The organism is Erythrobacter sp. F6033 (assembly GCF_023016005.1).
Taxonomy (GTDB): domain Bacteria; phylum Pseudomonadota; class Alphaproteobacteria; order Sphingomonadales; family Sphingomonadaceae; genus Erythrobacter.
The window spans coordinates 2,107,294-2,118,975 of sequence record NZ_JALKAZ010000001.1; the positions used below are offsets into that span (position 1 = coordinate 2,107,294).

12 protein-coding genes are annotated in these 11,682 nt (G+C 58.7%); 8 read left to right on the forward strand and 4 right to left on the reverse strand.

Annotation, left to right across the window (positions count from 1 at the left end; translation table 11 throughout):
- The first annotated feature begins 25 nt into the window (after positions 1–25).
- A complete protein-coding gene (locus MWU39_RS10160; RefSeq protein ID WP_247159874.1) occupies positions 26–1,897 on the forward strand; it encodes an ABC-F family ATP-binding cassette domain-containing protein in 1,872 nt (623 codons plus the stop codon).
- Positions 1,898–2,153: 256 nt separating this feature from the next.
- On the opposite strand, the gene MWU39_RS10165 is transcribed toward MWU39_RS10160, so the two are convergent.
- Positions 2,154–2,414 carry a hypothetical protein gene (locus MWU39_RS10165; RefSeq protein ID WP_247159875.1) on the reverse strand — a complete coding sequence of 87 codons (261 nt, stop codon included), beginning with the start codon at positions 2,412–2,414 and terminating at the stop codon, positions 2,154–2,156.
- 534 nt (positions 2,415–2,948) lie between these two features.
- Between MWU39_RS10165 and MWU39_RS10170 the strand changes: the two genes are divergently transcribed.
- The 5 genes from MWU39_RS10170 to MWU39_RS10190 all read left to right on the forward strand — a co-directional run bounded on the left by MWU39_RS10170 (position 2,949) and on the right by MWU39_RS10190 (position 8,057).
- The gene (locus MWU39_RS10170) at positions 2,949–3,398 is read left to right on the forward strand and encodes a RimK/LysX family protein (protein WP_247159876.1); all 450 of its coding nucleotides are present in this window, start codon (positions 2,949–2,951) and stop codon (positions 3,396–3,398) included.
- A gap of 17 nt (positions 3,399–3,415) precedes the next feature.
- Positions 3,416–4,321 carry a 30S ribosomal protein S6--L-glutamate ligase gene (gene rimK, locus MWU39_RS10175; RefSeq protein ID WP_247160361.1) on the forward strand — a complete coding sequence of 302 codons (906 nt, stop codon included), beginning with the start codon at positions 3,416–3,418 and terminating at the stop codon, positions 4,319–4,321.
- A gap of 81 nt (positions 4,322–4,402) precedes the next feature.
- The gene (locus tag MWU39_RS10180; protein ID WP_247159877.1) at positions 4,403–6,358 is read left to right on the forward strand and encodes a S9 family peptidase; all 1,956 of its coding nucleotides are present in this window, start codon (positions 4,403–4,405) and stop codon (positions 6,356–6,358) included.
- Positions 6,359–6,416: 58 nt separating this feature from the next.
- A complete protein-coding gene (locus tag MWU39_RS10185; protein WP_247159878.1) occupies positions 6,417–7,232 on the forward strand; it encodes an SDR family oxidoreductase in 816 nt (271 codons plus the stop codon).
- A 12-nt stretch (positions 7,233–7,244) separates the two neighbouring features.
- On the forward strand, positions 7,245–8,057 hold the full coding sequence (locus MWU39_RS10190) for an SDR family oxidoreductase (protein ID WP_247159879.1): 813 nt from the start codon (positions 7,245–7,247) through the stop codon (positions 8,055–8,057).
- On the opposite strand, the gene MWU39_RS10195 is transcribed toward MWU39_RS10190, so the two are convergent.
- Positions 8,054–8,347, reverse strand: a complete 294-nt coding sequence (locus MWU39_RS10195) for a 4a-hydroxytetrahydrobiopterin dehydratase (protein WP_247159880.1) — start codon at positions 8,345–8,347, stop codon at positions 8,054–8,056. The two genes, MWU39_RS10190 and MWU39_RS10195, sit on opposite strands and share 4 nt — an antisense overlap.
- Before the next feature lie 57 nt (positions 8,348–8,404).
- On the opposite strand from MWU39_RS10195, the gene ccmA reads away from it, so the two are divergent.
- Positions 8,405–9,013 carry a heme ABC exporter ATP-binding protein CcmA gene (ccmA, locus tag MWU39_RS10200; RefSeq protein ID WP_247159881.1) on the forward strand — a complete coding sequence of 203 codons (609 nt, stop codon included), beginning with the start codon at positions 8,405–8,407 and terminating at the stop codon, positions 9,011–9,013.
- Entirely contained in the window at positions 9,010–9,660 is a 651-nt protein-coding gene (locus tag MWU39_RS10205; protein ID WP_247159882.1) for a heme exporter protein CcmB, read from the forward strand. The genes ccmA and MWU39_RS10205 overlap by 4 nt, the downstream gene beginning before the upstream one ends.
- A 298-nt stretch (positions 9,661–9,958) precedes the next feature.
- Here the strand turns inward: MWU39_RS10205 and map are convergent, their stop codons facing one another.
- Both map and MWU39_RS10215 read right to left on the reverse strand, forming a co-directional pair.
- Positions 9,959–10,789, reverse strand: a complete 831-nt coding sequence (gene map, locus MWU39_RS10210) for a type I methionyl aminopeptidase (protein WP_247159883.1) — start codon at positions 10,787–10,789, stop codon at positions 9,959–9,961.
- Positions 10,790–10,821: 32 nt separating this feature from the next.
- Entirely contained in the window at positions 10,822–11,679 is an 858-nt protein-coding gene (locus MWU39_RS10215; protein WP_247159884.1) for a DUF4163 domain-containing protein, read from the reverse strand.
- Between the last annotated feature and the right edge of the window lie 3 nt (positions 11,680–11,682).

Sequence of the window (11,682 nt, forward strand, 5' to 3'; positions counted from 1 at the left end):
CGGATAGGCTTGCTAGAGGCGCGCCATGCTAACCATCGATGATATTACTGTCCGGCTTGGCGGCCGCTCGATCCTGGAACATGCCAGCGCCGCAATTCCGGATGGCGCGCGGGTCGGTCTGATCGGCCGCAATGGCGCGGGCAAATCAACATTGATGAAGGCCTTGATCGGCGAGATTGAGCCGGATGAAGGCGCGATCACGAAGTCATCCAAACTGCGCCTAGGCTATATCGCGCAGGAAGCGCCGAGCGGAAATGCGACACCCGAAGAGGTTGTTCTGGCCGCCGATACGGAACGCGCGGCGCTGCTGGAGGAATCCGAAACCTGCACCGACATGGACAGGCTCGGCGATGTACATGAGCGGCTGCTGGCGATTGATGCCTACAGCGCTCCGTCCCGCGCGGCTCGCATCCTGATCGGCCTCGGCTTTGACGAAGAGATGCAGCGCCAGCCGCTCGACAGTTTCTCCGGCGGGTGGAAGATGCGGGTGGCATTGGGCGCGCTCCTGTTTTCACAACCTGACATCCTGCTGCTCGACGAGCCATCGAACCACCTCGATCTCGAAGCGACCTTGTGGTTGGAGAATTTCCTCAAAAGCTATCCCGCCACACTGCTCGTCATCAGCCACGAACGCGATCTGCTCAACAAGGTTGCCGACCATATTTTGCACCTGCAAGGCGGGCGGTTGACCTTGTATCCCGGCGGCTACGACAGCTTTGAAAAACAACGCGCCGAACGCGCCGCTCAGCTTGAATCCGCAAAAGCTGCGCAGGACGCCCAGCGCGCCCGGCTTCAAGACTACGTCGCCCGCAACAGCGCCCGCGCCTCAACCGCCAAGCAAGCCCAATCCCGCGCCAAGATGCTGGCGAAGATGCAGCCCATCGCCGCGCTGATGGAAGATCCCTCGCTCAGCTTTGATTTTCCAAGCCCCAGCCAGCTGAAACCGCCGATGATCACAATGGATATGGCGGCGGTTGGTTACACAAAGGACGTGCCGATCCTGAAACGGGTTAGCCTGCGGATTGAGCCGGATGACCGGATCGCGCTGCTCGGGCGCAACGGCAACGGCAAAACAACTTTGGCGCGCTTGCTCGCCGCCCAGCTTCCCCTGATGGAAGGCGAAGTGAACGCTCCGGGCAAGATGAAGGTCGGTTACTTCACCCAGTATCAGGTGGAAGAACTCTCAGGCGACGAAACCCCGCTGGAACATATGACCCACGCGATGGAGGGCATGCCGCCGGGCAAGGTTCGCGAGCAGTTGGGCCGCTTTGGTTTCTCCGGCAACCGCGCGACGCAAAAGGTCGCCAAGCTATCGGGCGGCGAACGCGCCCGCCTCGCGCTTGCCCTGATCACCCGCGACGCGCCGCATCTGCTTATCCTCGATGAGCCGACCAACCACTTGGATGTCGATGCCCGCGAAGCCCTCGTTCAAGCGCTTAACGACTATAACGGCGCCGTCATCCTGATCAGCCACGACCGGCATATGGTCGAACTCAGCGCAGACAGGCTGGTGCTGGTGGACGAAGGCACGGCCAAGGAATTCTCCGGCAGCATGGAGGATTACATCGACTTCGTTCTGGGCCTGAACCAGCCGAAGAAAGAGCGGGGCGAAAAGCCTGAAAAAGGGAAGCGCGGCAAATCCTCCAAGGAAAAAGCCGCCATCCGCAGCATTCGCGCCGACGTGACCCGCACCGAAAAAGCGATGGCCAAACTACAGGCCGATTGTACCGCGATTGATCAGGCGATGTACGAACCGGTCAACGCCGCCAAGCACCTCGCCGATAAAAGCATGAGCGAACTGCTCTCCATGCGCTCCGAATTGTCCGACGAATTGGACACGGTCGAAGCGGAATGGATGGACTTCAGCGAAAAATTGGAAGCCGCAGAAACGGCCTGAAACGTGTAGGACACACATGACACATTCTCCAACATGTCATGCGGTGCCTACAGGGTTAGAGAACTGTTTGTATTGCGAAAGAATGATGTAGGATACGGATGACAAGTGTCCAACTCTTTGAGGGTTTTGTGGGCCTGTTTTGCCTAGAAAATCGAGCGTCGACGATATGAAAGAGCCGCAGAGTTGATAGCAACAAGCGCTTCTGTAGGAAATTCCAACTATGAAGCTCGATCAAGGCGCTTTAAAGCCTCCAGCTTTATGGCACCCTGAATATCTTCTGCTCACTCTCGCTTGATCCTTCGCTTACAACGCCAAGTCTGAATTCGGCACTTTCGTTTGGAAAGCAACGACCTGAGGCGTAATTGAGGGCCGATTTGCTGGCTAAGAATTCGCTAATCTCCGGCACAGCAGCAGTGCGGTCTTTGCCGTCGATTGCGTAACTTTCAAGCCGCCAAGCCGCCTTCAATCGAGGGATACCATCCGCGCCATCAAACTTGGTAAATGAATGAGCGAACACAACCTCGCGCTTAACGTCTCCGCAAGTCCAAACATAGCTCATACGAGAAGTGTTTGGGGTGCCGCTAAGATAATCGCCATGGCCATCAAAACTTGGCGGCGGTGGCGGGGCGTGGTGATCCGATGCCGATACCGCACATCCGCTTGCCAGAACGGTCAGGATCAAAAATAGACTAAGTTTTTGGATCTTTCTGTCTCTTGTATATCGTCTTACGGGAACGGAACCGCCCACTCGGTCAATTCGAAAATCCGAATTTTCGCACTACTAGTAGCTTACTTGCTCGAGAAAAGCCTAAAATCGGGATTCTGAAATCAGGCGGCAGTCGTATCACATTATCGTTGAGTTTCCCGAGTTCCTCTGTCCGCCGAAACCGATTGCAGCGTCCAGAGAAAGCGCTTATTTGTAAGGTTCGCGTTGCTGGCGTTCAAACGCAGAAACCAGACACGCAAAAACTGGCGGTCAAACTGACAACCGGTAAGTCTAGGACACAATTTGATATGCACACGCCATCGGTTTTCAATCGGTCCAACCGCAATGGATAATTCCTCCCCGATTGTCGGCTGGCGCGAGCTTGTTGACTTGCCGAAACTTGGGCTAAGCAGGATACCAGCCAAAGTTGATAGCGGCGCGCGCACATCCTCGCTGCATGGGCGGGTGATCGAAGAGATCGAGCGGGACGGCAAACAATTCGTCCGCTTTGCGGTCGATTGGGATGGTGCAGAGCACATCTGCGAGGCGATCCATGTCGATATTCGCGGCATCACAAGCTCGAATGGCAAGACGCAGCAACGCTATGTCATCAAGACGCCGCTTAAAATCGGTAGCATCGAATTCCGGGCCGAGATCAGCCTCGCTGATCGGTCGGATATGAAATTCCCCATGCTTATCGGGCGGTCCTCGCTGCGGCGGCGTTTTCTGGTCGATAGCGGGTATTCCTGGCTGCAGACCGCAAGCATGCAAACCACCAAAGGGCACAAGCCATGAACGAACCCACGAAGCCGATGAAAATCGCAATGCTTGCCCGCAACCCGAAACTGTATTCGCATAAACGTCTGGTTGATGCGGCCGAACAGCGCGGGCACACCCTCGATATTCTCAACACCACACGCTGCACCGTGAACATCGCGAGCCACCGCCCGACGATCACATATGAAGGCGAAACGCTGACCGGATATGACGCCGTGATCCCCCGTATCGGAGCGTCGATTACGCAATATGGCTTGGCGGTTTTGCGCCAGTTTGAAATGCAGGGCGTCTGGCCGCTGAACGAAAGCGTCGCCATCGGGCGCAGCCGCGACAAGCTGCGCAGCATGCAGATCTTCTCGAAACATGGCCTCGGCCTTCCGCTAACTGCTTATGCCAATGATCCGAAGCAGGCGGAGGAAATCATCAAAGCGGTGAACGGCCCGCCGGTGGTCATCAAACTGCTTGAGGGCACGCAGGGCATCGGCGTTGTTCTTGCCGAAACCATGTCGAGCGCGAAATCCGTGGTCGAGGCATTTCGCGGCGCGAATGTGAACATTCTGGTGCAGGAATTTATCAAGGAAGCGGGCGGAACAGACATCCGCGCGCTGGTCGTCGGCGGCAAAGTTGTCGCGGCGATGAAGCGCACCGGCGCAGCCGATGATTTCCGCTCAAACCTGCATCGCGGCGGCAGCGCTCAAGTGATCAAGATCACGCCGGAAGAACGCTCCACGGCTGTTAGGGCGGCCAAGCATATGGGCCTGAATGTCTGCGGCGTGGATATGCTGCGCAGCAATCATGGGCCGGTGATTATGGAAGTGAACTCGTCGCCCGGACTGGAAGGGATCGAAACGGCAACCGGCAAAGATGTGGCCGGGCAGATCATCGATTTCATCGCCGGCAATGCCAAAGCCGGCGCGACCAAGACCAAGGGCAAAGGGTAACGCTCTGACGGTGTGGGCGGGATGGTTGTTTGCAATCCCGCCACCGATACCTAGCTGTCACCCACACCAAAGGGAGACACCATGACTGCTATCGACCAATTTCCGCTGATCCCGCGCGATGCCTTGTTCGGCAATCCGACCCGCGCCCAAGGCAAGATCAGCCCCGATGGCACATGGCTCAGCTGGCTCGCGCCGGTGGATGGCACGCTCAATATCTGGTTGGCCCCGCGCGATAACCCCGATGATGCGAAGGCGATCACTTCGTCCACCGATCGCCCGATCCGCGACCATTTCTGGGCACCTGATGGCAAAAGCGTCGGCTATATTCAGGACAAAGGCGGGGATGAGAATTTCCTGCTCTACCGCATCGATATTGCCAGCGGCGAGGAGATTTGCCTGACCCCGTTTGAAGAAACGCGGGTGCAGATTGTCGGGTCGTCGGAAACCATTCTGGATGAAGTGCTCGTCGGCCTGAACAATCGCGATCCGCAGTTTCATGATGTTCACCGGCTTAACCTCAACACTGGCGCGCTTGAGCTGGTTTACGAGAACAACGGCTTTGCCGGCTTTATGGCCGATGACAGTTTGAGCCTGCGCATGGCGTTTCAGCAGAATGAGGCAGGCGGCACCGACTTCTTCCGGTTTGCGGGTGGCGAAGTCGAGGCCGAGCCGTTCGAAAGCACCGAAATGGAGGACGCGATGACCACATCGCCCTCCGGCTACACGGTAGATGGCTCAATCCTCTATTGGATGGACAGCCGCGGCCGCAACACCGCCGCGCTTTATGCTCAGGATACCGCGACCGGGGAACGCACCCTGATCGCGGAAGACGACAAAGCCGATATCAGCGGTGCGATGCAAAATCCGAAAACCGGCGAGATACAGGCCTATGCCGTCAACTATCTCAAGACAGAATGGACCGCGATTGATCCGGAGATAAAGGCTTCGCTCGATTGGCTCGGTACGCAGTTTGATGGCAAATACGGCCTTATGAGCCGGACCGAGGATGATCGCACATGGATTGTCTGGAATGATCCGGTGAGCGAGCCGATTGCCGCCCATATTTATGACCGCGATGCGGGCACTCTGACGCCGTTCTATGTCGCGCGGCCAGAGTTGGAAGGCACGCCTCTGCAGCCACTCCACCCGATCGAAATTACCAGCCGCGACGGGCTGACTCTGCCTTCCTACCTCACCCTGCCCGCCGGCAGCGATGCAGATGGCTCTGGCCGTCCTTCCGCGCCGGTGCCGATGGTGCTGCTCGTCCATGGCGGTCCGTGGGCGCGCGATGGATACGGGTTCAATTCCACGCACCAGATGCTCGCCAATCGCGGCTATGCGGTGTTGTCTGTGAATTTCCGCGGCTCAACCGGCTTCGGCAAAGATTTCCTAAACGCGGCGAACCTCGAATGGGGTTTGAAAATGCACGACGATCTGATCGATGCCGTGGATTGGGCCGTGGCAGAAGGCATCGCGATCAAGAACAAGGTCGCGATCATGGGCGGCTCCTATGGCGGCTACGCAACGCTGGCGGGACTTGCCTTTACACCGGACGTGTTCGCATGCGGCGTCGATATTGTCGGCCCATCCAACCTTGAGACCTTGCTCGGCACGATCCCCCCATACTGGGCGCCGATGGTGAAGATTTTCCACGAGCGGATGGGCAATCCAGAAACCGAAGAAGGTCTCGCGCTGCTGAAAGCCGCGAGCCCGCTCTACAAGGCCGATCAGATCATCAAGCCGCTGCTGATTGCGCAAGGCGCGAACGACCCACGCGTGAAGCAGGATGAAAGCGACCAGATCGTCGGTGCGATGAAGGATGCCGGTATTCCGGTCACTTACGTGCTCTATCCCGATGAAGGCCACGGCTTTGCCAAGCCTGCGAACTCCATCTCCTTCTTTGCCGTGGCCGAGAATTTCCTTGCCGCATGCATCGGCGGGCGGGCGGAGCCTTTGGGCGATGTGCTGAAGCCTTCGACCGCCGAAATCGTCGAAGGCGAGGATCACGTGAAGGGGCTCAAAGCCGCTTTGAGCTGATGACAAGCGTCCCTCTGCGCGATAGACAAGTTTCAAATCGCAATCGGAGAGGGATTACATGAGCGCCACAGAACCGCGCCGCAGCATTTTCATTACGGGCGGTGCCTCCGGCATTGGCCGCGCCACTGCGCGCTATTTTGGCGAGCGCGGCTGGTTTGTCGGGATTGCCGACATCAACGAAGCGGGGATGGAAGATACGCTCGGCCTGATCTCGGGCGGCTTTACCTACATGCACAAGCTCGACGTGCGAGATCGCGCCGCGTGGGACACCGCGCTGGAAGCGTTTTCGACCGCTGCGGGTGGACGGATTGACGCGATGGTCAACAATGCCGGTATCGGCACCGGCGGCCCGCTGGCAGAGCTTGAAACCGAGGAGATCGATCGCTGCCTCGACATCAATCTGCGCGGGGTGCTTTACGGTGCGCAAGCTGTCTATCCCTACCTGCAAAAGACCGCTCCCGGTTCGGCGCTCGTCAACATCGCCAGCGCGGCGGGCATTTCCGGCGGCACTGGCATGAGCGTTTACAGCGCGACCAAATTCGCTGTGCGCGGCATCGCCGAAAGCCTAGATGCGGAATGGGCACCGGAGGGTATCAAGTCCTGCTCGATCTGCCCCAGCTTTATCGAAACGCCGCTGCTCGATGGGACCGGCAATCGCAAATCTAACGAAGATGTGCGCAGCCGCGTTCAAGCCTCTGGTCTGGAGATCACGCCTGTCGAAGAGGTAGCCGAGACGATCTGGAAAGCTGTCCACGGCGATGATCTGCACTATCTCGTCGGCAAGACTGCCAAGAAACTGAACTTCGCCAAGCGCTGGATGCCGGGCAAAGTGCGCAAACAGAACCGCGAAGGCGCGGCACTCCTCGGTAAGTAGGGAAACAACAGCATGACCACAGGCGAACCCACTCGTTCCATCTTCATCACCGGCGGCGCATCGGGCATTGGCCGCGCGGTTGCGGTGTTTTTTGCTGAGCGCGGCTGGTTTGTCGGCATCGCGGATGTGGACGAAGCGGGCATGGCGGAAACGCTGTCTATGATCACCAGCGGCAGAGCCTCCACCCATACGCTCGATGTGCGTTTCCGCGATCAATGGGACACGGCGCTGGCCGATTTTGCGAAAGCCGCTGGCGGGCGCATCGATGTTGTCTTCAACAATGCCGGTATCGGCGATGGCGGCCCGCTCGTGGATCAGGACGCAGACGAGCTGACCCGCATGCTCGATATCAATATGAAAGGCGTGATCTTCGGCGCGCAGGCCTCGCACAAATACCTCGTTGAAACCGCGCCGGGTTCTGTGCTGCTCAACACCGCCAGCCTCGCCGGCATTATCGGCGCACCTGGCCTTGCGGCCTATTGCGCAACCAAATGGGCCGTGCGCGGGCTCACAGAAAGTCTGGACGCGGAATGGGCCGATGACGGGATCAAAGTCTCTGCGCTGTGCCCCGGATTTATCGACACGCCGATCATCGGGAAGGTTCAGAAGGATTCGAACCTGACCGCCAAAGAGGCTCTGGCCGAAGCAGGCGTCGAAATCTCTCCAGTGGACATCGTGCCCGGCGTCGTTTGGCAGGCCGTCCATGGAGACGATCTGCACTACACCGTCGGAAAGATGGCCAAACGGATGCGTCTTATGAAACGCTGGCTGCCCGGTGTCCTGCGCAAGGAAATGCGCAGCCGCGGTGTCGGGGTCGAGCTTTAGACCAGCTGATCAATCGCCCGCGCCATCGTAGCATCGCGCTGTGACAACCCGCCTGCATCATGCGTGGTCAGCGTGATTTCCACCTTGGCGTAAACGTTGAACCATTCGGGATGGTGATCCTGACCGTCGGCGAGCAAGGCAACGCGGCTCATAAAGCCCCATGCTTCGGAAAAATCGGCAAACTGGAACGTGCGCGTGATCGCTTTGTCTTCGCGCGTCAGCTCCCATTCGGGATGGTCGGCAAGCAGGGTGGCGCGTTCTTTTTCATTCAGCTCGGTGACACTGGCCATGGGGGCTCCTGAAGTGAGAGTTGTTTGCGAGGTCGCTTTTGCCTAACGCGTGAAGCGATGCAAGGTTCTCACGCTCCATCGCTTGTCGCAAACAAACTGGCATGCCGCCGCGGCGACCGGCTGCTGTTTCGCGGGTTGTCGTTTGAACTGGGCGTGGGAGAGGCGCTGCATATCACCGGCGCGAATGGCACTGGCAAGACCACCTTGATCCGCGCGCTGGCGGGCCTGACTACCCCGTATGCAGGCGAGGTCACGAACGAAGGCGCGATGGGTTTGCTGGATGAACGCACCGGCATCGATCCAGATCAACCACTCGGGAAAGCGCTGGAGTTTTGGCAGCGAATTGACGGATGCAGCGATCCTTCGGGCGCACTTAAAGTGCTCGGGCTGGAGCCGCTGCTGGATGTGCCCGTGCGGTATCTTTCGACGGGCCAACGCAAGCGGGCGGGCCTCGCTGCGCTGCTCAATCGCGAAGTGCCGATCTGGTTGCTAGATGAGCCTTTGAGCGGGCTGGATGCGGCGGCGATTGAGCAAGTCACCGCGCTCATCGCGCTGCACATCGGCGGCGGCGGTATCGCGCTAATCGCGTCGCACCAAAGCCTTGCGATTGACGGTCTGCGCAGCCTCGCGATTGAAGACTTCGCTGCGATGGATGAACCAGCATGATCGGCGCGCTGCTGAAACGCGATCTGGGCAAATTCTTCCCCTTCGCAGGCGGCGGCGCTGCCCTGCCCGTGGTGTTCTTTGTCGCGGTGGCGATGCTTTATCCGTTCGCCGTGGGGCCAGATCAGGATTTGCTGGGACGCACTGGCGGCGGAATAGTCTGGATCGCCGCGCTGCTCGCCGCGATCCTGCCGCTCGAAAAGCTGGTGGCGCAGGACATAGAGCTTGGCACGTTTGACCAGCTGCGCCTGCGCGGGCTGACCGAAGAGATCATGATGGCGGTGCGGCTTCTCGCCCACTGGCTCAGCTTTGGCCCGCCGCTGATCCTCGCCGCTTTCCCCGCTGCTGCCCTGCTTGCGCTGGACGGGCCGAGCTTGCATCTTCTGCTGCTCGGATTGCTCGTGGGCACGCCGGGTCTTGCAGCCATCGGCCTAATCATCGCCGCGCTCACCGCGTCGCTTCGCGCAGGCGCTGCTCTGTCTGGCCTGATGCTGATCCCGCTGGCCCTGCCAATCCTCATTTTCGGCGCAGGGGCACTGGCGCGTCAGGACCAGGCCAGTCTCGGCTTTGTAGCTGCGATCAGTCTAGCGCTGGTGGCGATTGCTCCCTTCGCCGCAGGGGCCGCGATTAGGGCTGCAAGGGAGGTTTAGTTGGCCATTAGACTCGGCGCCAGGCTCTCTTGATAATGGCATGAGTCAGAGCAATATGGTTACTGCAAAGCTTGCGATCTAATCGAGATCAAGATCGCCAATAGGCGGCAGTTGAGTGCCGCAAAAGGGGCAAAAGCTGATAGCGATTATGCTCGAAGCATAACCATCCTTTCCATCTCGAACTGGCAATCCATAGCCGCCCCGAACGGGATTGATTAACGCATCAGGACACGCATCACGATCTGAATGTTGATCACAGACTTGATTTTGATCGTACGAAAACCGTTCGCAACAATAATCAGCCATAAGGCGGCTTATCCCGTCCCGTCGGGCTTTTCGTGAAAATCTCCACGCCATCGTCGGTGATCGCCAGTGAATGCTCGAACTGTGCGGATAGCGACTTGTCGCGCGTTACGGCGGTCCAGCCGTCGCCCAGCACTTTGGCCCATGGCTTGCCGAGGTTGATCATCGGCTCGATGGTGAAGAACATGCCGGGTTTCAGCTCCGGCCCCGTGCCTGCCTTTGCTGCGTGCACCACTTCGGGCGCATCGTGGAACAACCGGCCCAGACCATGCCCGCAAAATTCGCGCACCACGCCGTAACGGAACTGTTTCGCGTGCGCCTCAATCGCTGCGCCAATATCGCCCAGCCGCGCGCCCGGTTTGCCCGCCGCTTCGATACCCAGCATCAGGCATTCGTATGTCACATCGACCAGCCGCTTGGCTTTGATCGACGGTTCGCCTGCATAGAACATGCGGCTCGTGTCGCCGTGCCAACCATCCAGCAGCGGGGTCACATCCACGTTGAGGATATCGCCCTCTTTCAGCACTTTATCCGACGGAATACCGTGGCAGATCACATGATTGATCGAGATACAGCAGGAATGCGCATAGCCGCGATAGCCGAGCGTCGCGGGCACCGCGCCTGCATCCAGCGTCATTTCGCGCACGCGATCATCAATTTGCGCAGTTGTTACGCCCGGCACCACCAGATCGGCGACTTCGTCAAGGATCGTCGCGGCAAGGCGGCCTGCCTTGCGCATCCCATCGAAGCCTTCTTCGGTGTGCAGCTTGATCGTGCCGTCGCGGTAAACGGTGTCGGTGGACTCTACGAGTTGATATTCAGTCATGCGCGTTATGTAGCGAAGGTCGGCGAAGATTTCTACTTCGCCGAGAACGCCTCGCGATATTCAGGCTTCAATGCGCTGATAACCGCCTGCGTTACGGGCAGAGTGAATTCGAAATCACCTTCTGCATATGCGCCCGCAATGTATGGCGCGTAATAAACGCCGAGGCGGTCAAACTTTGCACCATTCGACGATCCGATGAACAGCACGGTTTCGTCCATCGTCACGCATTGATCAGGCCATTCGCCGTCGCTTTGGGTAACCGGTTCGCCGCGCCGCTTCGCGCGCTCTTTATTGAGCATGGTGCAGGCCGTATCGCCGATCGCGGCATCAAGGCTGTCCAAAGACGCAAACATCTCTTTCGGTTCGATCGAAGCCTCCGCTTCCCGGTCCCAGACTATCGACCCGCGACCGGAATTGCCATGCGCGCCGCCAGTATACATATAGAACCCACTCGACAGGCTCAGAAAACGCGGCAAGTCGGCAACGACGTCCCAGCTCAATTCGAATGAAAGGTTACGGCAGGATGCCGAGTCAGCCGGGCAATCGGCAAGCGCTTCTGCCCACCATTCTTTTTGCTCAGCCAGCTGTTTATCGCGCTGCTTCTCCAGCTCTGCTGCCAAAGCAGGGATTTCGGCGACTTCGCCGGGCCAGGAATAGGAAAACTCGCGTGAACCTCTTTCGCCGCCAGCGTCTCCCTTGGAGTTATTTTCGTACGTCACTCTTCCGGCGATTGGCTTATCCGGCGTTTCCGGCGGCGCGGGCGGAGTTGCATCAGCATTCGCAGCGGCATCGGGTGTTTCGACGCCCGTTTCCTCGCCAACATCTTCGGGAGAGGAACACGCCGCCAATGCCAATGTCGCGGCCCCTGCAAGCATATGTTTGATCATCATATT

Coding starts and splice junctions, on each gene's coding strand:
- MWU39_RS10160 (WP_247159874.1), top strand. CDS start 26: ATGCTAACCATCGATGATATTACTGTCCGGCTTGGCGGCCGCTCGATC.
- MWU39_RS10170 (WP_247159876.1), top strand. CDS start 2,949: ATGGATAATTCCTCCCCGATTGTCGGCTGGCGCGAGCTTGTTGACTTG.
- rimK (WP_247160361.1), top strand. CDS start 3,416: ATGAAAATCGCAATGCTTGCCCGCAACCCGAAACTGTATTCGCATAAA.
- MWU39_RS10180 (WP_247159877.1), top strand. CDS start 4,403: ATGACTGCTATCGACCAATTTCCGCTGATCCCGCGCGATGCCTTGTTC.
- MWU39_RS10185 (WP_247159878.1), top strand. CDS start 6,417: ATGAGCGCCACAGAACCGCGCCGCAGCATTTTCATTACGGGCGGTGCC.
- MWU39_RS10190 (WP_247159879.1), top strand. CDS start 7,245: ATGACCACAGGCGAACCCACTCGTTCCATCTTCATCACCGGCGGCGCA.
- MWU39_RS10195 (WP_247159880.1), bottom strand. CDS start 8,347: ATGGCCAGTGTCACCGAGCTGAATGAAAAAGAACGCGCCACCCTGCTT.
- ccmA (WP_247159881.1), top strand. CDS start 8,405: ATGCAAGGTTCTCACGCTCCATCGCTTGTCGCAAACAAACTGGCATGC.
- MWU39_RS10205 (WP_247159882.1), top strand. CDS start 9,010: ATGATCGGCGCGCTGCTGAAACGCGATCTGGGCAAATTCTTCCCCTTC.
- map (WP_247159883.1), bottom strand. CDS start 10,789: ATGACTGAATATCAACTCGTAGAGTCCACCGACACCGTTTACCGCGAC.
- MWU39_RS10215 (WP_247159884.1), bottom strand. CDS start 11,679: ATGATGATCAAACATATGCTTGCAGGGGCCGCGACATTGGCATTGGCG.